We start from the raw sequence: 21,124 nt of genomic DNA on the forward strand, positions 1-21,124 counted from the left end.
GGAGCAGCCATGAAGGTCGACATCGCGACGCTGAACACGATGGCCGGACAGTGCCGGGCGGAGGCCGCCGACACCTCGGCCCGGCACGCCACGCTGTCCGCCGGGATCAACAGCTCGGTGCTGGAGGGGTGGACCGACAGCCAGGCCGCGGTCCAGTTCAGCGAGTTGTACGAGAAGTGGCGACTGTCCAGTCAGGGCATGAGCGAGGCGCTCACCGGCATGGGCCAGCTGCTGACCAGCGTCGCCTCCGCGTACCAGCAGCACGAGGCCGAGATGGCCGCCCGGATCGGCGCGATGCTCTGACGCCTGCCGGCCGGTCGGACGCCGACGACCTACGCGGGGCGCTCCTGCCGGGCCGGGCCCGTCAGCCTGGGACGGGGCTCCCGGGCACGGCCGGGACCCCGCCCAGGGTGTCCCGGCGCTGGAGCACCGACAGCCGCTCCCACGGCAGGATCGACAGGATCGCGATGCAGTGCGGCAGGAAGATGATCGTGACCCCGGCGTAGACCATCGCGTGGAAGCCGAGCAGGAAGAGCACCAGCGCGATCCGGGCCCGGTCGGTGCGCACCAGCAGGATCAGCGGCGCGGCCAGCTCGAGGATGATCATCACCCACTGCACCGTCGGCAGCAGCCAGGCCACGTCCAGCGTCCACATCGACAGGTCGGTGCCCCGGCGGACCAGCGCACGGGTCAGCGTGGCACCGGTCGCCCAGTCCCAGCCGCCGAACCGGATCTTCGCCCAGGCGGCGAGGAAGTAGGTGAGCATCACGGTGACCAGCACGGCGGCCATGGCGAACCCGGCGGCCTCCGAGGAACGCCGGTCCCGCAGTCGCGCCCGACCGATCGTGGGGAGCACCGCGAGCGCGACCAGGAAGGCGATCCGGTCGTGGTCGACCTTCCCGTAGCTCATCGCGATGACCATCCACTCCGAGTACAGGAGGAAGACGGCGAGGCCGAGCAGTCGCGGGGCACGGCCGGTCGCGGCGACCACCGCGGCGACCACCAGTGCCCACTGGACGACCAGCACGAGGGTGTGCGTCGGGGTCGGCAGGTTCAGCAGCCGGCCGATCAGCAGCGGCGCGTACCAGTCGGTGGGCACGTCGGCGTGGGCGCGCACCCACGCCGTGGTCAGGAAGACGTCGACCGGGATGAACAGGTAGGCGATCGCCCGGAACACCGCGATCCGGGCCAGCGGCACCGGGCGGAACCACCAGCGGGGGGTGCCGGGCACCGCCGGCGCCACCTCCGGGCGCACCGGTGCGACAGGGCGTGGGGTGGTGGCCGAGGTGCTCACTCGCCGTCCTCCAACTCGTGCTCGATCAGCACCCGGTCGCTGGAGGCGCCGGTCCGCTGGCCGTCTTCGAGCTCGATGCGGCGCTGCACGACCTGCACCTCGACCAGCTCCTCGGCGTCGGGGTTGCGCTGGACGTAGGAGTCGGCGAGGAGCCCGAGCAGCGAGGGATCCCGGAAGATGCGGGGGAGCTGGCCCTCGAACTCGGCTCGGCGCAGCCCCACCTCGCCGCCGGAGAGGCGGACCTCCTCGCCCGCGGCGGTCAGCCCGACCACCCGGGTCGAGACGACCGGGGTGTCGGGGTTCGCGCGGGTGGAGTACATCCGGAACGGCCCGAAGGGGAAGGAGTCGTCGTCACCCCACACGGTGCCGGCCAGCAGCAGGGCCAGCACGATCGCGGCCGCAGCCAGCCGGATGCGCCGCCCGCCGGGGGTCAGGCGCTCGACCTCGGCCTCGGCCGGCAGGTCAGGGGCGGACTGCAGGGGCACCGGGCCATCGTAGGATCGGCGCCCGTCCAGACGGGTCATCGTCGCTCCGTGGCGGGCAGCTGGGCGCACGCGTGCACCCCGGGCCCCGGTAGTCCCACCTGCGTCGTCCGTCGCCCGATGTCGACCAGCGGGAGCAGCCAGATGCAGTTCGGCCGGTACTACGAGGAGTTCGAGGTCGGCGCCACCTACAAGCACTGGCCCGGCAAGACGGTGACCGAGTACGACGACCACCTGTTCTGCCTGCTGACCATGAACCACCACCCGCTGCACCTGGACGCCCACTACGCGGCGGAGACCACCGACTTCGGCACGAACGTGGTCGTCGGCAACTACGTCTACTCGCTGCTGCTCGGGATGAGCGTCCCCGACGTCTCGGGCAAGGCGATCGCCAACCTCGAGGTCTCCTCGCTCAAGCACGTCGCCCCGACCTTCCACGGCGACACGATCTACGGCGAGACCACCGTGCTGGACAAGACGGAGTCCCGCTCCAAGGACGACCGCGGGGTCGTCCACGTCGAGACGATCGGCTACAAGCAGGACGGCACCGTGGTCTGCGTCTTCCGTCGGAAGGTGATGGTGCCCAAGCGGTCCTACGGCGAGGCCCGCGGCGGGGAGCAGCCCGGGCGCCCCGAGCCCGTCCGGCGGTGACCGGCCCCGTACCGGCGGATGTCGCCGGCCACCGCGACGGCAGAGAGGGCGGTACGTGATGGACCCGATCTCGGTCCTCGTCGGGGTGGGGGCGGTGCTGCTGGGGCAGGCCATCGGCTACGTACAGGGACGCCGTCAGCGCGCTCCCGAGCCGATCCAGGCGATCTGCGGGTGCGGTCACGGCATGTCGATGCACAACGCGGAGTCCGGGCGGTGCCACGGGATGATGAACGGCGACCCGCTCAAGTACGACTCCGACAAGGAGCCCACCGCGTACAAGCAGGTCCCGTGCACCTGTCAGCGGTACGTCGGGCCGCTCCCCATCGATCAGGTGTTCTCACCGCCGCTGCTGCCGCCATCGGACTCCCGGTGAGTGCGGTCCCGGGTGCTCGGGAGCTCAGTGGGGAGCACGCCCCAGCCGGAGAGCGCGGTGAGCACGCCGGGCGCCATCTCCAGCGCGGTCAGCCCGGCGGCGTCCACGAAGGCGGCGTCGTCGGCGTCGTCCCCGGCCACCGGCTGCCGCCCGGGCTCGATGACCGTGCACCACCAGTCGGTGACGGTGAAGACGACGCCGTCCCCGTCGACCCGGACCCGGCCCAGCACCCGCACCGGTCGCACGGCCAGCCCGGTCTCCTCGGCGGTCTCCCGGACGACGGCGTCGGCCTCGGACTCGCCGGGCTCCACCCGCCCGCCCGGCACCGACCACAGGCCCGCACTCGGGGCGTGGCCCCGGCGGATCAGCAGCAGGCGACCCTGCGCGTCGTGCACCACGGCGCCGACGCACGCCACCTCCGGCCGCGGGTCGTCCACCTCGGGAAGGGTACGGGCGGGCGGGGACCCGCCGCCCGGGACGGCGGGACGCTGAGGCGATGCTTGACGAACCCACGGCAGAACAGGACGGTGAGCGGCGATGAGTGTCTCCCCGGTGTGCCCGCGCTGCGGCGAGGTGCTGGTGGTCCGCCCCGGCTCGGCCGACGAGGGCTGGTGCCACGTGCACGCAGCCGTCACCCCGCTGCACCACACCGCCGTGGTCGCCCACGACGCGATCAGCGCGGTGTGTGCCGATGCCCGCGTGCCGGCCTGGGTGCCCGACCCGATGCCCGGCGGCTGGGCGGTCACCGGGCTGGCCTGGGGTGGTGAGCCCGGGGCCCGGGCGATCGTCGTCGCCTGCGCCGGTCCGGCGCCGCTGGGTGGCTCCGCCGAGCTGGTGCTCGTGGCCGAGGAGCCCGGTACGGGCCTCGGCTGCGGCTACGCCGGGCTGCCCGGCGTCGACCCGGGGGAGCTCGTCGGTGTCGGCCCCTCCACCGTCGCGGTCGAGGCCGCCGGGCAGCGGGTGCCGCTGTGGCTCGTGCCGGTGGGCGACGACCGCGCCGCCTACGTCGGGGAGGCGCACGGCGTCTGGCTGTGGCTGGTCACCTGGCCGGCGTCGGCGGCCTGGTTGCTGGCCGAGGACCTCGCGCTGCTGGACCTGCGGGAGCGGGTCTACCCCGACCTCCCGCTCGGCCCGATGACCGATCGGCTGCTGCCCGGCCGCTGAGCGGACGGGGGCGAACCGGCCGGAGTGGATCCGTTCGACACGACCTCGGCGTGGCGAGTGGTGTTCCGGGTGGGACGGCTGTTACTCATGCGACGCGGTCCAGACGGCCGTCGTGGTGTACTGCCGTCGGCCTGCTCGCCCGGTCGCCGTCGAGTCCGCCTGGCCACCTGAGAGAGGGAACGGTGCGACCTTGCTGAAGAAGGTGCTCACCTGGCTGGCCATCGCGTTCGTGGTCTTCTACGTGATCCAGCGGCCCGAGGACGCAGCCGGCATCGTGCGCAGCGCCGGCGGCGCCCTCAGTGACGCGGCCGGCTCGCTGTCGGCCTTCGTGGAATCACTGGTCTGAGCCCGGCCGTGTCCGGCCCCCGTGCTCGCCGGCCCCGCTGGGGCAAGGACGCCGAGAAGTACCTGCTCCCCGACGAGCCGCCGGTCATCGCCACCCGCCGTCACCCGGCGGTGCTGGCGCGGCCGCTGAGCCGCGGCGTCCCGGTGTTCGCGGTCGGGCTGTGGGTCCTGCAGCTGGACCCGGAGAACGGGTTCGGCGCCGTCCTCGGCCTGTTCGTCGTGCTGGGGTCGCTGGCCTACCTCGGCCTGCACGTCGGGGAGTGGTGGGTCCGGCACTTCCTGATCACCCGGCGGCGGGTGCTGATGACCTCCGGGGTGATCATCCGGACCGTCGCCGTCATGCCGCTGCGCCGGATCACCGACCTGACCTGGAAGGAGACCTTCTGGGGGCAGGTCCTCGGCTACGGCACCTTCCGGTTCGAGTCCGCCGGCCAGGCGCAGGGCCTGGACGAGATCACCTACCTGCCGCATGCGAACGCGCTGTACAAGCGGCTGTCGGAGCTGATGTTCGGCACCGACTTCTCGACCAACCCGGTGAGCTCCGACGAGGACGCCGAGGGGTCGATGAACGCCGACGACCGGGGGGCCGAGGCAGCCCGCGAACAGCACATGCCGCCGCCGCTGCAGTCGGGGCGCCGGCACGACACCGCCCCGATCCCGCGCACCCGCCCACCGTCCTGACCGGTCCCCGCGACCGCGCCGCGACGCGCGCCGGGCCGGTGCGGCAGGCTGGGGGCGTGCGCATCGACCTGCACACCCACTCCTCGGTCTCCGACGGCACCGACAGCCCCGCCGCGCTGGTCGCCACCGCGGCCGCGGCCGGGCTCGACGTCGTCGCCCTCACCGACCACGACACCACCGCCGGCTGGGCACTGGCCGAGCAGGCGCGCCCGCCCGGGCTGACGCTGATGCCGGGGATGGAGATGTCCTGCCGGTACTTCGCGGCCGGTGAGTCGCCGATAAGCGTCCACCTGCTGGCCTACCTCTTCGACCCGCTGCACCCGGCCTTCGCCGCCGAGCGGGTACGGCTGCGCGAGGAGCGGCTCAGCCGGGGGGAGCGGATCGTCACCGCGCTCGCCGCCGACGGCTACCCGATCGTCTGGGCGGAGATCGTCGCGCGGAGCGAGGGCGGGGTGGTCGGGCGACCGCACGTGGCCCGGGCGCTGGTCGAGGCGGGCGTGGTCGACTCGGTCGACCACGCCTTCGCCACGCTGCTGCACCACGCCAGCCCCTACTACGCGGCCAAGGCCGACACCGACGTGCTCGACGGCATCCGGTTGGTCCGCGCCGCCGGTGGGGTGCCGGTGTTCGCCCACGGTCTGGCGACCTCGCGGGGCCGCGTGGTCGGGGACGACGCGATCGCCGAGATGGTCGCCGCCGGGCTGCTCGGCCTGGAGGTCGAGCACCCCGACCACACGCCCGACCAGCGGGCCTACCTGCGCGCGTTGGCCACCGGGCTGGGGTTGATCCAGACGGGGTCCAGTGACTACCACGGCACCAACAAGCGCACCCCGATCGGTGCGTGCACCACGGACCCGGCGCAGTTCGAGGCCCTGCTGGCCGCCGGCACCGGCAGCGCCGCGCTCGCCGACTGATCCTGTCGGTGGCCGCGGCTACCGTGACGGCGTGACGACGGGGGGAGCGCGGTGAGCGACCAGCTCGAGATGCCGGGCATGCCCAAGCGGCTGTTCTCCTGCACGCCCAGCAAGCTGGCCACCTTCGCCGACTGCCCGCGCCGGTACCGGTTCGCCTACCTCACCCGGCCGAGCCCGCCGAAGGGCCCGCCGTGGGCGCACAACACGGTCGGCTCGGCGGTGCACGCGGCGCTGCGCTCCTGGTGGGAGCTGCCGGTGGAGAAGCGCACCCCGGCCGCGGCCCGGCAGCTGCTGTACAGCGGCTGGTCGCGAGCCGGTTTCCGGGACGACGAGCAGGCCGCCCGGTGGCGGGCCAGGGCCGCGGCCTGGATCACCGACTACGTGGCCGAGCTCGACCCCACCGACGAGCCGGCCGGCACCGAGCGCACCGTCGGCGCCACCACCGAGGCGCTCGCCCTCTCCGGCCGGGTCGACCGGATCGACCGCCGCGGCGACGAGCTGGTGGTCGTGGACTACAAGACCGGCCGCGTGCCCAGCACCGAGGACGAGGCCCGCGGGTCACCGGCGCTGGCGCTCTACGTGCTGGGTGTCCGGCGCACGCTGCGCCGGCCGTGCAACCGGGTCGAGCTCCACCACCTCCCGTCGGGCACCGTCGCCGCCTTCGAGCACACCGACCGGTCGCTGGCCAACCACGTCCGCCGGGCCGAGGACATCGCCGCCGACATCGGCACCGCGACCGAGGCGCTCGCCGCCGGCGCGGACGCCGACGAGGCCTTCCCGCCGGTGCCGGGCCAGCAGTGCAGCTGGTGCGACTTCCGGTCCAGCTGCCCGACCGGCCAGGCGGCCGCCCCGGCCCGGGAGACGTGGAGCTTCCTGCCCCCCGAGCCGGTGACGGCGCCGGCCGAGTGAGTCAGCCGGCCGGGACGTCGGTGTAACGGGCCGTCAGCACCTCCAGCAGGTGGCCGTCCGGGCCGCGGAAGTACAGCCGCCGTCCGCTGCCGTCGAGGTTGACCTCGCCCACCTCGCCAGGACGGCGCCCGGGCGGGTCGGCGGTGTACGGCGTCCCGTCGCGGTCGAACCGGGCCCGGACCCGGTCGAAGTGCTCCTCGCCGATCAGGAAGGCCAGGTGCAGCGGTTCCGCGGCCGGGGCGGCGGCGAAGTTGAGCACGATCGTGTCGTCGAGCTGCACGGACCGGAAGACGCCGTCCGTGTAGGGCGCGCGCAGTTCCAGCAGCTCGACGAACCAGTCGACGGCGGCGTCGCGGTCGGTGACCGGGACGATCATGTGGTGCAGGGCAGCAGTGGGCATGGAAGCTCCGAGAGGTGGGGGGCCCGGCCGCACGCGGGGCCGGAGGAGTGCACGGGAGGAACCGGCTCGAGGCCGGGAGCAGGTCGGGGTGCGAGGCGACGCCGGTGTGGACACGGCACGGGTGGTGCGGAGGGGGCGGCCCGCGGGGCCGCCCCGGGGTCACGTGCGGACCGGGTACCCGACTCGCTCACGGCTCGAAGCCGACCCGGCAGTCATGCCGGCGACCGTAGCGCCGGAGCCGGCCGGCGCACAACGGCCGGCTGGAGGATGCTCAGCCGCCGGTCGCGCCACGGACCGCGAGGGACGCCGCGAGGGCGACCATGACCACGGCGATCCCCGCGTCGAGGACCTGCCAGGAACGCGGACGGGCGAAGACCGGCCGCAGCAGCCGGGCGCCGTAGCCGAGCCCGAGGAACCAGACCGCGCTCCCCACGGCCGCCCCGGCACCGAACCACCAACGACGGTCGTCGTAGGTGCTGGCCAGCGAGCCGAGCAGCACGACGGTGTCCAGGTAGACGTGCGGGTTGAGCCAGGTCAGCGCCAGGGCGGTGGAGACGGTCGCCGCCAGCCCGGCTCGGGCGCCGCTGGAGTCGGGGAGCAGGGCGGCCGGGCGCCACGCCCGCCGGGCGGCCAGCAGGCCGTAGACCAGCAGGAAGGCCGCCCCCGCGAAGCAGACGGCGGTCACCACGCCCGGCGCCCGGGCGACCAGTGCGCCGGCGCCACCGACCCCGGCGGTGATCAGCACGACGTCGGAGAGCAGGCAGACGGCGACCACCGCAGCGACGTGTTCGCTGCGCAGCCCTTGCCGCAGCACGAGGGCGTTCTGCGCGCCGATCGCCACGATCAGCGACAGCCCGAGCCCCAGTCCGGCGGCAGCGGCGAGGAGGGCGGAGGACATGACCAGCACGCTAGGTCGGTCCCATCCGACAGACCAGCTCACTTTCCTGACGTACCTGAAGCGTGTCTGATGGTGGCATGGACCTCGACCTGGCTCAGCTGCGCGCCCTGGAGGCGACCGTCCGCACGGGCACGCTGGACGCGGCCGCGGGTGCGCTGCACGTGACGCCTTCGGCGATCAGCCAGCGGATCAAGGCCCTGGAGACCACGACCGGCCGGGTGCTGTTGGTGCGGAGCAGGCCGGTGCAGCCCACCGAGTCCGGGCAGGCGCTGCTCCGGCTGGCCCGGCAGATCGACCTGCTCACCGCCGACGCGACCCGCGAGCTGGACGGCGCCGGGCACGGCCGGGTCAGCCTGCCGATCGCGGTCAACGCCGACTCGCTGGCCACCTGGGTCCTGCCCGCGCTGGCGCCGCTGGCCGGCGAGCTCGTCCTCGACCTGCACCGCGCCGACCAGGCGCACACCAGCGCGCTGCTGCGGTCCGGGACGGTGATGGCCGCCGTCACCGGCGACGCCGCCCCCGTGCCCGGCTGCAGCGCGACCCGGCTGGGCAGCATGCGGTACCGGCCGATGGCCGCGCCCGCCTTCGCCCGTCGCTGGTTCGCCGACGGGGGGACGGCCGAGTCCCTGGCCCGGGCGCCGGTCGTCGTCTTCGACCGCAGCGACGACCTGCAGCACGCCCACCTGCGGGCCCGCGGGGTCGACCCCGCGCAGCCGCCGATGCACTTCGTGCCCTCCTCGGCCGACTTCCTGACCGCGGTGCGGCTGGGCATGGGCTGGGGGATGGTCCCCGACCTGCAGGACACCGAGGGCGGCCTGGTGGTGCTCGACCCGGCGGGGGCGGTCGACGTCGTCCTGCACTGGCAGCAGTGGCGGCTTCGGTCGCCGTCGCTGGACCGGGTGGCCGACGCCGTCCTCGCTGCCGCACGTCGGGTGCTGCTGCCCGGCACCAGGTGACCGGCTTGCCCCGGTCCCGGTGGATGACCAGACTCGGGCACCTGACGGCGGACGAGCGAGGAGGTCGGGCGGTGCTGCGCTGGTCCGCGCTCGGCCTCGCCGTCGTCATCGCCGGGTGGCTGGGCGCGGAGGTCTGGCGCGACTCGGGCGTCTTCACCGTCGTGCTGCTGGGGCTGCCGACCCTCGTCTGTCTGGTCGCGGTGCTCGCGTCGGGCAGCCGGTACGCCCGGGCGGTCACCTGGGGTGCCGCGGCGGTCGTGCTCGGCTGGTCGCTGGTGCTGGGCCTGGGGGTCGGCCTGTTCTTCCTGCCGGTGGCCTTCCTGCTGGCGGCCGCGGCAGCCCGGCACGACCCGGCGCGGAGCCGCCCGCTCAGGCGCTGAGCGGCTCCAGCGCAGCCACGCGCTCCCGGGCGGCCCGCACGATCGGCGACTCGCGCACCCGCGCCGGCACCGCCAGCGTCGTCTGCCGGAAGGCCTTGAGCCCGGCGGTCGCCGCGGTGTCGGTGACCCCGAACCCCGGCAGACCGTAGAGCCGGCGGGCCCAGCCGGGCAGCGTCGCAGCGCCGAGGGAGGCGAGCGTGCTCCACGCGGGCCGGGCCGGGGTCAGCAGCTGCACCCAGCCCGGCATCGGCGGCACCAGGATGAAGCGGGAGGCGGTGCGCGCCGCGGGCGTGACGGCCAGCTGGGCCCGGATCCGGTCGAAGTAGGCCTCGAGCTCGGCGACCGTGCGCGGCACGTCGGTCTCCTCGGCTCCCACCAGGACGGCGGCGACCACCTGCTCCTCGACGTACCGGTCGGCGTCGGCGTCGGTCAGCGGCACCCCGGCCCGGCGGGCGGTGGACAGCAGGGAGTCGACCTCGCAGTTGTGCACCCAGAGCAGCAGGTCGGCGTCGTCGACGTTGAAGTGCCGGCCGGTGGTCTCCTCGACGCCGGACTTCCCGCGGTGCAGCCCGCGGACCCGGCGTACCTGGCGGAGCGCGTCCGCCCGGGTGCCGAAGGTCAGCGTCGCGACGTACTCGGCCGTTCGGGTCAGCCGTGCCCAGGGGTCCTCGGCGAAGGCCGTGGAGAACTGGTGGACGCCGCCCATCGCCACCGGGTGCAGTGCCTGCAGCAGGAGGGCCCGGATGCCGCCCACGGAGAACGCCGGGTCGCTGTGCACTCGCCAGGTGACGCTGTCCGGCCCGAAGAAGCCGAGCAGGTCCTCCCGCTCGGTGAAGTCCTTGATCGACGGGGTCGGCTTCATCGCACGGCTCCGGCGGTCTCGTCGTCAGCGGTGGCCAGCGAGCCGCGTGGATCGCTCCAGAAGGAGAGCAGCACCTGCAGCGTCCGCGCCGGGTTCTCGATGGCGGGGGAGTGCACCGCCTGGGGGATGACCTCGTGCCGGGCGTGCAGCCGGGCGGCCATCTCCGCCTGGACCGCCGGGCTCCACGCGTCGTCGCTCACGCCGTGGGCGACCAGCACCGGCACGCCGGTCGCGGCCAGCTCGGCCACCCGGTCGGGCTCGGCGAGCATCGCGTCGGCCATCCCGAGCAGCCCCGCAGCGGTGTTGGCCAGGAACCGGCGGGTGAGGAACGCCCGGGTCGGCGCCGGGACCGCCTGGGCCTGCGGATCGGTCATCGCCAGCTGGTCCAGGGTGTCGCTGACCAGCTGGACGCCACCGGCCGCCAGCAGCGGGGGCAGGTGCTCCAGCAGCTCGGTCCGGGGGCCGGTCAGTGCGGCCGGGCCGCTCCCCAGCAGGGTGAGCGAGTGGAACAGCGCCGGCTCGGCGAGCACCGCTGCCCGGGCGACGAGGCCACCGAAGCTGTGCCCGAGCAGGTGCACCGGGCTGCCGGTCTCCTCCTGCAGTCGGCGGGCGACGACGACCACGTCGGCGGCGAGGTCGGCCACCGAGTACTGCGCCGGGTCGTCCGGACCGGGCGACTCGTACTGCCCGCGCTGGTCCATCGCCACCGTCCGCACCCCGGCCTCCCCGAGCGGGGAGAGCAACGGCGCGAAGTCCTCCTTGCTGCCGGTGTAGCCGGCCACCAGCAGCACCGTCGGGCCGTCGCCGGCGCCGGTGTCCAGGGCGGCGATCGGGCCGCCCCAGCCGGGGAAGGTCACCCGGGCTGCGTCGTGCACCGCCAGCTGGCGGAGGTCGTCGGGGGCGGTGTGCTCGGAGCCACCAGGCAGGACCATGACCCGAGTGTGCCTCGCTGTCCGGCCCCGCGCCGCCACGGGTGACTACCGGTGTGCGGACACCTGCTCAGGGGTGACGTGGACGACGACCGGACCGACCAGCGACGTGCGTCCCCCGGCCGGGACGGCGTCGGCGGTGGACCAGCGCGCCAGCTCGGTCCCGTCGGCGAGGCTGCGCTGCACGAACGCGCCCTCCTCGGGCACTGTGACGGCCCCGCCGTCCCCGGTCGCGGGCAGCCCGAGCGCGGGCACCTGCCAGCGCGGCAGCCCGGTCGCCTGGTCCAGGGCCAGCAGCTGACCACGTGCCCAGAGCAGGGCCACGTCGTCGGCGCCCACCTGCTGCAGCGGTTCGGTCGCGGCCTCGCTCCCGGCCGGGAGGGCGGGGAGCGGGACCTCGCTCAGCGGCGTGCCGTCGACCGGGGACAGGACGTGCACCCGGTCGCCGAGCACGACGTCGACCAGCCGGTCGACCCCGGCCAGTCGCGGGGTGTCACCGCCGACCTCCAGGTCCCGGGTCCAGATGACGTCGCCGGCGAACCCGTCCAGCAACCGCACCTGCACCGCCGCCAGGCCGCTGCACCGCTGCAGCACGACCACCCCGGAGCTCCCGACGTCGGACCCGACGATCCGGCAGCCCTCCGGCGGCGCGTAGCGCCACCGGGTGTTGTCACCCGCCGGGTCGATCGTGACGATCCCGGTCGGGCTGCTGGCCAGCAGGATCTGGTCGGTGCTGGCCAGGTCGACGTCGGTGCGGAACCGGACGTTGCGGTACCACTCCCGGGCGCCGGTCGAGGCGTCCAGCCCGGTCAGCTCGTTGCAGCGCCCCGTGGTGCGGAAGGCCACCACCACGATGCCGTCGACCGCCGTCGCGTCGCAGAGGGTGGCGTTGGCCCGCCGGTAGTGCCAGGCCTCCTCACCGGTCGCGGCGTCCAGCATGGCCACGCCGTGCTCGTCGGTGACCAGCACCCGGCCGCTCTCGACCGCGTGCCGCGGTGCCGGGCCGGTGGCCGCCGACCAGGCCTGCGCGAGCTCGGCGGCCGGCGTCTCGTCGGGGACGGCGGCCGGCGGCGCCGTCGTCCGGGAGGTCGCCGCCACGTCGGACGTGCGCCACAGCAGGACGGCGACGGCGGCCACCACGAGGGTGGCCGCCGTCCATGCCCACACGCGCAGCGGCAGGCGACGGGCCAGGGGCATGCGGTGGTGGTGGCTCAGGCCGAGGGCTCGGCGCCGCCGCCACTGCCGCCGCGGCCACCGCGCCGGCGGCGACGCCGTGGCCGGCCGCCCTCACCGCCGTCCGTGGACGCGGCCATGGCGGGAGACCCGCTCTCGGCACCGGGACCGTCGATCGCCGCAGCGGCCCCGGCGGCGGCGGCGCCACTGCCCCGGGTGCGCTGCCGCGGACGGCTCTTGGGCGGCCCGACCGTGGGCTGGTCGTCCTCGGCGGGGGAGCTGCTGCGGCCCGGGCCGGAGGAGGTGCCGCCGGCGCGCTGGCGCTTGCCGGTCTCCCCGAGGTCCTCGAGGGTCTCGGCGCCCAGGCCCTCGCGGGTGCGCTGGGCCCGGGGGAGCCGCCCGGTCGCCGTCGTCGGCACGTCGAGGTCGCTGTAGACCCACGGCGAGGTGGAGTAGGTCTCCGGCGGGTCGGCGAAGTCCAGGTCCAGGGCCTTGTTGATCAGCTGCCAGCGGGGGATGTCGTCCCAGTCGACCAGGGTGACGGCGACGCCGGTGCTGCCGGCGCGGCCGGTGCGGCCGATCCGGTGCACGTAGGTCTTCTCGTCCTCGGGGCACTGGTAGTTGACGACGTGGCTGACCCCGGTGACGTCGATGCCGCGGGCGGCGACGTCGGTGGCGACCAGCACGTCGACCTTGCCGGCCCGGAAGGCCCGCAGCGCCTGCTCGCGGGCGCCCTGGCCGAGGTCACCGTGCACGGCGGCCGCGGCGAACCCGCGGTCGACCAGCTCGTCGGCGACCTTCTGCGCGGTCCGCTTGGTGCGGCAGAACACCATCACCAGGCCACGGTCCCGGGACTGCAGCACCCGGGACAGCAGCTCGGGCTTGTCCAGGTTGTGCGCCCGGTAGATGAACTGCGTGGTCTGCGGGACCGTCGAGCCCTCGTCGTTGCCGTGCGCCCGGATGTGCGTGGGCTGGGTCATGAACGACCGCGAGAGCGTGACGATCGGACCGGGCATCGTCGCGGAGAAGAGCATCGTCTGCCGCTTGTCCGGGACCATCGCCAGGATGCGCTCGATGTCGGGCAGGAAGCCCAGGTCGAGCATCTCGTCGGCCTCGTCGAGGACCAGGCCGCGGACCTTGCCCAGGATCAGGTCTCCCCGCTGCGCCAGGTCGAGCAGCCGGCCGGGGGTGCCGACGACGACCTCGACGCCGGCCTGCAGCGCGGCGACCTGCGGTTCGAAGGCGCGGCCGCCGTAGATGGCCTGCACCCGGATGCCGCGCTTGGCGCCGGCGGCGGACAGGTCCCGGGAGACCTGGACGCACAGCTCGCGGGTGGGGACGACGACGAGGGCCTGCGGCACGCCGTCGCCGCCCTCGGCCGGCGGGACGACGCGCTGCAGCAGCGGGACGCCGAAGCCCAGCGTCTTGCCGGTGCCGGTGCGGGCCTGCCCGATGAGGTCGTTGCCGGCCAGGGCGAGCGGGAGCGTCAGCTCCTGGATGGCGAAGGTGCGGGTGATCCCGACCTCGGCCAGTGCGGCCACGATCTCGGGGTGCACGTCGAAGTCGCTGAACAGCGGGCTGTCGGGGGCGACGGGTGCGCCGCCCAGCTCCTCGACCTGCTGCTCGAGCTCCTCGGGAGCGGGCGCACCGGTCTCGGCGTGCTCCAGCTCCGGAGCGGCGGGGGTGGTGCTGGCAGTGGGTGTGTTCTCGGTGGAGGTCAGTTCTCTCGCCTCGGTCTGGTGGGGGACCGCGGTGCGTCGTCGGTGCCCGAGCTCGGTCTCGAGCTCCAGCGTTGCCCGACTCGCTCGCCGGTCCCGGGGGTCGGTTCCGGGATGTTCGATCCAAGCGCCGACGCGGCCAGCAGACCGGGCGTCGAGTGCAGACTGCCCGGGAGACGGCCCTCGGAGGGCCGGCCTCGAGGAGGTGATCCGGCGTCATCAGCGCACACGGAGGTCGCGCACGAACGGCGAGCCTGGCGGCCCGCCGACGCCATCGTAGCGTGACCAGCCCGTTAGCCTCGCTGGGCGGCCGTGCGACACGGGTCGGGAGGCGTCGCCCCGGCCGCCGGCAGCGCGCCGGCGCCACCACGGCATCGGAGCGCCGGCGCCACTGGGGCATGAAGAGGGAGAACCGTGACCAGAGTCGAGGAGAGCCCCGGCCGGCCGGCCGCTGAGCCGGCGGTCATCGACCTGCTGGGCGTGCTGGCCTACGCTGAGCTGACCGCGTTCGACCGGCTCGCCGAGGACGCCCGGCTGGCGCCGACGCTCGAGGGCCGTGCCGCCCTGGCCCGGATGGCCGCGGCCGAGATCGGGCACCACGACCGGCTGACCCAGCGGCTGCGCGAGCTCGGCGTGGACGTGGCCCGGGCGATGACCCCGTTCGTCGCCGCACTGGACGCCTTCCACGACGGCACCCGGGCGAGCACCTGGCTGGAGGGGCTGGTCAAGGCCTACGTCGGTGACGGGCTGGCCACCGACTTCTACCGCGAGGTCGCGGCCTTCCTGCCGCAGCCGGACCGGGCGCTGGTCGAGGAGGTCCTCGCCGACACGGGGCACGCCGACTTCGCCCTCCGGGAGGTCCGGGCCGCCCTCGCCGCCGACCCCACCCTCACCGGCCGGCTGGCGCTGTGGGCGCGACGGTTGGTCGGGGAGGCGCTGACCCAGTCCCAGGCGGTCATCGCCGAGCACGAGCAGCTGGCCGACCTGCTCATCGCCGGCACCGGGGACCTGACCGGGGTGGGCCGGCTGCTCCAGCGCCTCACCACCGCCCACTCCGTCCGGATGCAGGCCCTCGGTCTCAACCCCTGAGCAGGGCCCGGACGTGCGACAGGGCGCCGCCGCGGTACGGCGACGCCCTGTCGGCGTTCGTGCGGTCGATCAGCTGCTGATGAAGCCCACCCGGCGCTGGTCGGCCTCGGCGATCTCGACGTAGGCGATCCGGTCGGTCGGGACGACGATGCGCCGACCGCGTTCGTCCACCAGCGTGAGCAGGCCGTCCTTGGACCCGGTCATGGCCTTGGACACCTCGGCCGCGATCTCGTCCGGGCTCTTGGGGCTGTCGATGACCAGCTCGCGGGGGGAGTGTTGGACACCGATCTTTACTTCCACGCGGGGATGCCTCCTCAGGTCCGGCTACTGACCACCCACGCTAGTCCAGCCCGGCGGCAGGCATCCGGTCCAGCCGGTCAGCCGTCAGCGAACGTGGACGGTCCGTCGGCGTCCTCACGCAGCGGGAAGCCCGACATGCCGCGCCAGCCCAGGGACGACGCGAGCGCCACGGCCTCGTCCCGGGACACGGTGCCCTTGCGGGCCAGCCACCACCGGGCGCTGGTCTCGGCCAGCCCGGTCATCCCCGCGGACAGCAGCAGCGCCCGCTCGGGGTCCGCGCCGGTCTCCATCGCGATGACCTCGGCGATGGCCTCGATGCACTGCCGGGCGCCGCGGTCGGCGATCCGCCGGACGTCGGGGTCGTTGCGCAGGTCGGACTCGAACACCAGCCGGAACGCCTCGCCGTCGGCGTCCACGAAGTCGAAGTAGGCGCCGACCGCACCGTCGACCCGCTCGCGGTTGTCCTCGGTGCCGGCCATCGCCTCGCGCACCCGGTCGGTGAGCTCGTCGACCTGCTGTTCCAGCAGCGCCAGGTAGAGCTCCCGCTTGCCGGGGAAGTGCTGGTAGAGCACCGGCTTGCTGACCCCGGCCCGGTCGGCGATGTCGTCCATCGCCGCGGCGTGGAACCCCTGGGCGACGAAGACGTCCTGCGCGGCCCGCAGCAGCTGCAGGCGCCGGGCACCGCGCGGCAGCCGGGCGGTGCGGCGGGCGGCCGGCGGCACGGGTACGGGTCGGCTGGGTCGCATGGCCCGGCGATGTTACCGGCGCGCCGCACGGACGACGCCCGGCCCCGGTCCGTTCGCCGCGGCGCCTCGGCGCGGTGATCTACCGTCGGGTAGGTGACCGACGCCCGGCTGTCCTCGGTGCCGCTGCCGCGGCCCGGTGCCCTCCTCCCGCCCTGGCCCGGTGCGATGGTGCCGATCACCGGCGGCGAGGTCTTCGTCCGGCACACGCCCTGGTGCGGCCCGCTGCCGGGCGGCGACCCGGTCGAGGGAGAGGCGCCGCACGAGCGGGCGCTCTACGTCCACGGGCTGGGCGGCGCCTCGACCAACTGGACCGACCTGGCGGCGTTGCTCGCCGTCCGGTTCGACGGCTGGGCCCTCGACCTGCCCGGGTTCGGCCAGTCGGCGCCGCCGCCCCGTTACTCCATCCACCGGCACGTCCAGGCGGTCGTCGACGTCCTGGAGTGGATCGTCGCCCGGCCCGGCCCCGGGCAGGGCCGCCCCGTGCACCTGGTGGGCAACTCCCTCGGCGGCCTGGTCAGCGTGTGGGTCGCCGCCCGCCGTCCGGACCTGGTCGCGACCCTCACCCTGATCTCCGCCGCCATGCCGGTCTACCGGGTCCCGGCGGCGTTCGACCGGGCGATCGCGCTGGTGCTGCTGCCCGGCGTCCCGGCGCTGGCCGAACGGCGGCTCGCCGGCGCCAGCCCCGAGCAGCGTGTGCGCGGGCTGCTGCAGATGTGCTTCGGCGACCCGAGCCGGGTGCCGCCGGAGCGGGTCGCCGAGGCGGTGGAGGAGACCCGGCGCCGGGACGCGCAGCCCTGGGCGGGCCAGGCGCTCACCCGCAGCCTGCGCGGCCTGATGAGCTCCTACCTGCGGGTGGGGCGGGCCAACGCCTGGCGGATGGCCCGCTCGGTGCGGGCGCCGTCCCTGGTGGTCTGGGGCGACCGGGACAAGCTGGTCGACCCCGAGCTCGCGCCGAGACTGGCCGAGGTGCTCCCCGACGCCCGGTTGCAGGTGCAGGCGGGCATCGGGCACCTGGCGATGCTGGAGGCCCCGGAGCCCACGGCCCGGGCGGTGCTCGGCCTGGCCGAGGACGCCGCACGGGAGAGCGAGCGGGACCGCGCCGACGGTGCCGACCTCCCCACCGGACAGGTGTGACCGACCTCCGCCGGACGACGCCGCACCGGGTCTGCGTCTCCCGGGGTGCCGCTGCGTCGTGAGATCCTGGCCGCCGTGACGAGCTCGGGACGCCGCCCGTCCGGACGACGGCCGGGAGCCGAACCGCTGGTCGCCCGCCGCGACCCGGCCCGCTCCGTGCGCCCCGTCGTGCCGCCGCGCGGCCGGTTCCGCCGGTTCGTCCGCCGGTACGGCTGGCGGGCCTACGCCGTGCCGTTGTTGGCCATCGCCACCCTGGTGACCCTGGTCGACGTCGTCCGGCCGGGCGGCGGGGGCGCCGCCCCGACGTCGACGGCCGCGGTCGACGTCTCCGCGCCGACCACCCCGATCGCCCCGCAGGTCACCGAGGCCGAGGGGGAGGGGATGCCGTCCGCGGCGTCCAGCACACCGACGCCGGCCTCGGCGGAGCCCGTTCCCGCCGCACCGACCTACGTCGAGCAGGGCGCCGGGAGCGTGAGCGTGGTCGACGGCACGTCCGGGGTGTACGGCACCGGACCGCTGGAGCGCTTCGTCGTGGAGATCGAGGACGGCATCGGCGTCGACGGCGCCGCCTTCGCCGCCGCCGTCGAGGCCACCCTCAGCGATCCCCGAGGGTGGGGGAACGGTGGCCGGCTGTCCTTCCAGCGGGTGGGTGCCGCCGAGGCCGCTGCCGGCGCCTACGAGTTCCGGGTCAGCCTGGTCAGCCCCGGCAGCATGGAGGTCTACTGCCCCGGCGTCGGCACCGGCGGCTACACCTCCTGCCGCTACGGCGAGCGGGCGGTCATCAACCTGGCCCGCTGGGAGACCGCCGTCCCCGACTACGGCGGGGACATCGCCACCTACCGCCAGTACGTGGTCAACCACGAGGTCGGGCACGCCCTCGGTCAGGGTCACCAGCCCTGCCCCGGCGCCGGGCAGCTGGCCCCGGTGATGCAGCAGCAGACGCTCGGCCTGCAGACCTGCGTGAAGAACGCCTGGCCGTTCCCTTCCTGAACGTCCGGACCACACCCCGGCCAGGTGCCGTTCTCGAAGGGCTCCCGACGGACGCGCAGCGGGTCTAGGGTCCCTGCTGGTGCGCCGGGAAGCCTGGTCGGCAGTCGTGTTCCCGACTGCGATCGGAGGGCTCCGATGCCCGTCCCTGCTCCTGCCGTGCCCGCGCTGCGCGCCGAGCACCTGAGCAAGCGGTTCGCCCGGACGGTCGCCGTCGACGACCTCTCCCTGTCGGTCTCCCCGGGGGAGGTGTTCGGCTTCCTGGGCCCGAACGGAGCCGGCAAGTCGACGACGATCCGGATGGTCCTGGGGCTGCTGCGCCCCTCCGGTGGTCACGTCGAGGTGTTCGGCGTCCCCGCGCACGACGTCGGCCGGGCACACCGCCACCTCGCGTACGTCCCCGCCGACGTTGCGCTGTGGCCGGCGCTGACCGGACGGGAGTGCCTGGACCTGCTCGCCGGCGTCGGCCCGGGCACCGACCTGGACTACCGGGCCGAGCTCGTCGAGCGGTTCGCCCTGGACCCGGACCGGCGGTCGCGCACCTACTCGACCGGCAACCGGCAGAAGGTCGCCCTGGTCGCCGCGTTCGCCACCCGCGCGCCGCTGCTGGTCCTGGACGAGCCGACCAGTGGGCTGGACCCGCTGATGGAGCGGGAGTTCCGCCGCTGCGTGACCGAGGCCGCGGAGCGTGGTCAGACGGTGTTCCTGAGCTCGCACCAGCTGGCCGAGGTCGAGGCGGTCTGCGCGCGCGTCGGCATCCTGCGCCAGGGCCGGCTGGTGGAGGTCGCCGGGCTGCGGGAGCTGCGGCGGCTGCGCCGCTCGGAGATCAGCGTCACCCTGGCCCACCCGGTCGCCGCGGGAGTCGGGTTGGCCGGCGTCGACGGCGTCGCCGACCTGCAGTGGCGCTCGCCGGTCGAGCTGACGATGACGCTGGCCGGGCCACCCGCCCCGGTGCTGCGTGCACTGGCCGGTCTGGACGTCGTCGCCCTCGACGTGCGCGAGCCCTCGCTGGAGGAGCTCTTCCTCGACTTCTACGGCGACCACCTGTCCTCGCGCGAGGAGCTGCGGGCATGACCGCCGGGACCGCGCCCGCCCCCACCACGTCCGCCGCGGGGAGGGCGCCGGAGCCGGGTGCGGCCGGCCGGGTGGTCACTGCCCTCGCGGTGCGGTCGGTCCGTCGGGGCGCCGTCCTGGTCACCGGGGTCGCCGCGGGCATGCCGGCGCTGGTCGCGGTCCAGCACCGGCAGCTGGACCAGGAGCTGGCCGGGGCGTCGCTGGCGGCGCTGGCGGAGAACCCGGCCATCCGCACCCTGTTCGGCCCGCCGGTCGCCCTCGACGACCCGGGCGGTTTCACCGTGTGGCGCACCGGGACGGCGATCGCGGTGCTCGTCGGCGTCTGGGCGGCGCTCGCCGCGACCCGGGTCACCCGGGGCGAGGAGGAGGCCGGCCGCTGGGACCTCCTGCTGGCCGGCCGGCTGCGGCTGCCGGCCGTGCTGCTGCGGCACCTGGCCGTGCTCCTCGGCGCGGCTGCGCTCGTCGGCGCCGGCACGGCCGCCGGCCTGCTGCTGGCCGGCACCGCGACGACCGGTGCGGTGCTGTTCGGTGCGCTCATCGGTGGCACCGGCATGGTGGGCGCGGCGCTGGGGGCGCTCGCCGCGCAGCTGCTGGCCGAGCGCCGGGCCGCCGCCGGCCTCGCGGTCGGGGTGCTGCTGGCCGGCCTGCTGACCCGGATGGTCGCCGACGGGGTGCCCGCGCTCGGGTGGCTGCACTGGCTCAGCCCGTTCGGACTGCTGGGCCGGAGCGCCCCGTTCGCCGCCGACCGGGTGCTGCCGCTGGTCGTGCTGGCCGGGACCGTCGCCGTGCTGGTCGCGGCGGCGGCGACGGTCGCCACCCGCCGGGACGTCGGCAGCGGGCCGTGGCGCCGCCCCGGCGCCGTCGCGCCCGGCACCGGGGAGCTGCGGTCGCTGCCCGCGCTGGCGGCTCGCCACACCGGCCGCCCGGTCGTGGGCTGGGGGGCCGCCGTGGTCGCCTACTTCCTGCTCATCGGGCTGCTGGCCACGACGATGACCGACTTCCTGACCGAGAACCCACGCTTCGCCGAGCTGGCCGCCCAGGCCGGCTTCGCCGAGCTCGGCACCGTGCGCGGCTACGTGGCGTCGCTGTTCACCGTGCTGGCCGTGCCGGTCGGTGCGTTCGTCGCCAGCCGGGTCGCCGCCACGGCGGCCGACGAGGTGGCCGGCCGCCTCACGCTGCTCTACTCGCTGCCGGTGCGCCGGGTCCGCTGGCTGGCCACCGAGCTGACCGGCGTGGCCACCGGCGCCGTCCTGCTCGCCGGTGCGGCCGGGCTGGCGACCTGGCTGGGCGCCACCTGGGTGGGCGCGGACCTGTCCGCCGGCGCGGCGCTGGCGGGGGTGCTGAACGTGCTGCCGATCGCGGCGGTGTGCCTGGGCGCGGCGGTCGCGGCGCTGGCGTGGGCGCCGGCCGCCGTCCTGCCGCTGGGGGTGTTGCCGGCCGCCGGCGGCTACCTGCTGCTGGTCCTCGCCGACACCCTGGCCTGGCCGGGCTGGGTCCGCGGGCTGTCGCCCTTCGCCCACGTGGCGGCGGTGCCCGCCGAACCGGTGGACGTGCCCGGCCTGGTCGGCCTGCTGGTGGTCGCCGCAGCGCTCACTGCCGGGGGCCTGGCCGGGTACCGACGGCGGGACCTGCGCGGATGACCCCGGGCCGGACGGGGGAAGAGGA

26 protein-coding genes are annotated in these 21,124 nt (G+C 75.2%); 15 read left to right on the forward strand and 11 right to left on the reverse strand.

The window, feature by feature from the left end; translation table 11 throughout:
* The first annotated feature begins 9 nt into the window (after positions 1-9).
* Complete coding sequence (locus O2V61_RS14510) at positions 10-303, forward strand: WXG100 family type VII secretion target (protein ID WP_269170697.1); 294 nt, start codon at positions 10-12, stop codon at positions 301-303.
* 61 nt (positions 304-364) lie between these two features.
* Here the strand turns inward: O2V61_RS14510 and O2V61_RS14515 are convergent, their stop codons facing one another.
* Both O2V61_RS14515 and O2V61_RS14520 read right to left on the reverse strand, forming a co-directional pair.
* Complete coding sequence (locus O2V61_RS14515; RefSeq protein ID WP_269183982.1) at positions 365-1,294, reverse strand: MFS transporter permease; 930 nt, start codon at positions 1,292-1,294, stop codon at positions 365-367.
* Positions 1,291-1,779, reverse strand: coding sequence for a hypothetical protein (locus O2V61_RS14520; RefSeq protein WP_269183983.1), 489 nt, complete (start codon positions 1,777-1,779; stop codon positions 1,291-1,293). The genes O2V61_RS14515 and O2V61_RS14520 overlap by 4 nt, the downstream gene beginning before the upstream one ends.
* Positions 1,780-1,896: 117 nt before the next feature.
* On the opposite strand from O2V61_RS14520, the gene O2V61_RS14525 reads away from it, so the two are divergent.
* Positions 1,897-2,427: a MaoC family dehydratase gene (locus O2V61_RS14525; protein WP_269183984.1), complete on the forward strand. Its 531-nt coding sequence runs from the start codon at positions 1,897-1,899 to the stop codon at positions 2,425-2,427.
* Positions 2,428-2,485: 58 nt separating this feature from the next.
* Positions 2,486-2,800, forward strand: coding sequence for a hypothetical protein (locus tag O2V61_RS14530; protein ID WP_269183985.1), 315 nt, complete (start codon positions 2,486-2,488; stop codon positions 2,798-2,800).
* Here the strand turns inward: O2V61_RS14530 and O2V61_RS14535 are convergent.
* A complete protein-coding gene (locus tag O2V61_RS14535; RefSeq protein WP_269183986.1) occupies positions 2,755-3,237 on the reverse strand; it encodes an NUDIX domain-containing protein in 483 nt (160 codons plus the stop codon). The two genes, O2V61_RS14530 and O2V61_RS14535, sit on opposite strands and share 46 nt — an antisense overlap.
* Positions 3,238-3,337: 100 nt before the next feature.
* Here O2V61_RS14535 and O2V61_RS14540 point away from each other — a divergent pair, with 100 nt between their 5' ends.
* The 5 genes from O2V61_RS14540 (at position 3,338) to O2V61_RS14560 (ending at position 6,813) form a co-directional block, all read left to right on the forward strand.
* The gene (locus O2V61_RS14540) at positions 3,338-3,964 is read left to right on the forward strand and encodes a DUF6758 family protein (RefSeq protein WP_269183987.1); all 627 of its coding nucleotides are present in this window, start codon (positions 3,338-3,340) and stop codon (positions 3,962-3,964) included.
* Positions 3,965-4,154: 190 nt separating this feature from the next.
* On the forward strand, positions 4,155-4,310 hold the full coding sequence (locus O2V61_RS14545) for a hypothetical protein (protein ID WP_269164583.1): 156 nt from the start codon (positions 4,155-4,157) through the stop codon (positions 4,308-4,310).
* An 8-nt stretch (positions 4,311-4,318) separates the two neighbouring features.
* A complete protein-coding gene (locus O2V61_RS14550; RefSeq protein WP_269183988.1) occupies positions 4,319-4,990 on the forward strand; it encodes a PH domain-containing protein in 672 nt (223 codons plus the stop codon).
* 56 nt (positions 4,991-5,046) lie between these two features.
* Positions 5,047-5,904: a PHP domain-containing protein gene (locus O2V61_RS14555; RefSeq protein ID WP_269183989.1), complete on the forward strand. Its 858-nt coding sequence runs from the start codon at positions 5,047-5,049 to the stop codon at positions 5,902-5,904.
* Between the two features lie 51 nt (positions 5,905-5,955).
* Complete coding sequence (locus tag O2V61_RS14560) at positions 5,956-6,813, forward strand: RecB family exonuclease (RefSeq protein ID WP_269183990.1); 858 nt, start codon at positions 5,956-5,958, stop codon at positions 6,811-6,813.
* A 1-nt stretch (position 6,814) separates the two neighbouring features.
* Here the strand turns inward: O2V61_RS14560 and O2V61_RS14565 are convergent, their stop codons facing one another.
* Together O2V61_RS14565 and O2V61_RS14570 are read right to left on the reverse strand one after the other, a co-directional pair.
* On the reverse strand, positions 6,815-7,213 hold the full coding sequence (locus O2V61_RS14565) for a VOC family protein (RefSeq protein ID WP_269183991.1): 399 nt from the start codon (positions 7,211-7,213) through the stop codon (positions 6,815-6,817).
* A gap of 271 nt (positions 7,214-7,484) precedes the next feature.
* Entirely contained in the window at positions 7,485-8,111 is a 627-nt protein-coding gene (locus O2V61_RS14570) for a LysE/ArgO family amino acid transporter (protein WP_269183992.1), read from the reverse strand.
* 77 nt (positions 8,112-8,188) lie between these two features.
* On the opposite strand from O2V61_RS14570, the gene O2V61_RS14575 reads away from it, so the two are divergent.
* Together O2V61_RS14575 and O2V61_RS14580 are read left to right on the forward strand one after the other, a co-directional pair.
* Positions 8,189-9,067: a LysR family transcriptional regulator ArgP gene (locus tag O2V61_RS14575; RefSeq protein ID WP_269183993.1), complete on the forward strand. Its 879-nt coding sequence runs from the start codon at positions 8,189-8,191 to the stop codon at positions 9,065-9,067.
* A gap of 71 nt (positions 9,068-9,138) precedes the next feature.
* Positions 9,139-9,447 carry a hypothetical protein gene (locus O2V61_RS14580; RefSeq protein ID WP_269183994.1) on the forward strand — a complete coding sequence of 103 codons (309 nt, stop codon included), beginning with the start codon at positions 9,139-9,141 and terminating at the stop codon, positions 9,445-9,447.
* Here O2V61_RS14580 and O2V61_RS14585 read toward each other — a convergent pair.
* The 4 genes from O2V61_RS14585 to O2V61_RS14600 are packed head-to-tail and all read right to left on the reverse strand — an operon-like array spanning position 9,437 to position 13,967.
* Positions 9,437-10,309, reverse strand: a complete 873-nt coding sequence (locus O2V61_RS14585; RefSeq protein ID WP_269183995.1) for an oxygenase MpaB family protein — start codon at positions 10,307-10,309, stop codon at positions 9,437-9,439. The genes O2V61_RS14580 and O2V61_RS14585 overlap by 11 nt on opposite strands.
* Complete coding sequence (locus O2V61_RS14590; protein WP_269183996.1) at positions 10,306-11,241, reverse strand: alpha/beta fold hydrolase; 936 nt, start codon at positions 11,239-11,241, stop codon at positions 10,306-10,308. The genes O2V61_RS14585 and O2V61_RS14590 overlap by 4 nt, the downstream gene beginning before the upstream one ends.
* A gap of 45 nt (positions 11,242-11,286) precedes the next feature.
* Positions 11,287-12,435 (reverse strand): outer membrane protein assembly factor BamB family protein, encoded by a 1,149-nt coding sequence (locus O2V61_RS14595; RefSeq protein WP_269183997.1) that lies wholly within the window; start codon positions 12,433-12,435, stop codon positions 11,287-11,289.
* Positions 12,436-12,449: 14 nt separating this feature from the next.
* Positions 12,450-13,967, reverse strand: a complete 1,518-nt coding sequence (locus O2V61_RS14600; protein WP_269183998.1) for a DEAD/DEAH box helicase — start codon at positions 13,965-13,967, stop codon at positions 12,450-12,452.
* A 576-nt stretch (positions 13,968-14,543) separates the two neighbouring features.
* On the opposite strand from O2V61_RS14600, the gene O2V61_RS14605 reads away from it, so the two are divergent.
* Entirely contained in the window at positions 14,544-15,218 is a 675-nt protein-coding gene (locus tag O2V61_RS14605) for a ferritin-like fold-containing protein (protein WP_269183999.1), read from the forward strand.
* Between the two features lie 69 nt (positions 15,219-15,287).
* Here O2V61_RS14605 and O2V61_RS14610 read toward each other — a convergent pair whose 3' ends face one another.
* On the reverse strand, positions 15,288-15,518 hold the full coding sequence (locus tag O2V61_RS14610; RefSeq protein ID WP_036340369.1) for a DUF3107 domain-containing protein: 231 nt from the start codon (positions 15,516-15,518) through the stop codon (positions 15,288-15,290).
* A gap of 77 nt (positions 15,519-15,595) precedes the next feature.
* Positions 15,596-16,264, reverse strand: a complete 669-nt coding sequence (locus tag O2V61_RS14615; RefSeq protein WP_269184000.1) for a TetR/AcrR family transcriptional regulator — start codon at positions 16,262-16,264, stop codon at positions 15,596-15,598.
* Positions 16,265-16,357: 93 nt separating this feature from the next.
* Between O2V61_RS14615 and O2V61_RS14620 the strand changes: the two genes are divergently transcribed.
* From O2V61_RS14620 to O2V61_RS14635, 4 genes are all read left to right on the forward strand, one after another.
* Complete coding sequence (locus O2V61_RS14620) at positions 16,358-17,398, forward strand: alpha/beta fold hydrolase (RefSeq protein WP_269184001.1); 1,041 nt, start codon at positions 16,358-16,360, stop codon at positions 17,396-17,398.
* A gap of 75 nt (positions 17,399-17,473) precedes the next feature.
* Positions 17,474-18,388: a DUF3152 domain-containing protein gene (locus tag O2V61_RS14625; protein ID WP_269184002.1), complete on the forward strand. Its 915-nt coding sequence runs from the start codon at positions 17,474-17,476 to the stop codon at positions 18,386-18,388.
* A 135-nt stretch (positions 18,389-18,523) separates the two neighbouring features.
* Entirely contained in the window at positions 18,524-19,459 is a 936-nt protein-coding gene (locus tag O2V61_RS14630) for an ABC transporter ATP-binding protein (RefSeq protein ID WP_269184003.1), read from the forward strand.
* On the forward strand, positions 19,456-21,099 hold the full coding sequence (locus O2V61_RS14635) for a hypothetical protein (protein WP_269184004.1): 1,644 nt from the start codon (positions 19,456-19,458) through the stop codon (positions 21,097-21,099). The genes O2V61_RS14630 and O2V61_RS14635 overlap by 4 nt, the downstream gene beginning before the upstream one ends.
* Positions 21,100-21,124: the final 25 nt, after the last annotated feature.

Source organism: Modestobacter sp. VKM Ac-2985 (assembly GCF_026967925.1).
GTDB lineage: Bacteria > Actinomycetota > Actinomycetes > Mycobacteriales > Geodermatophilaceae > Modestobacter.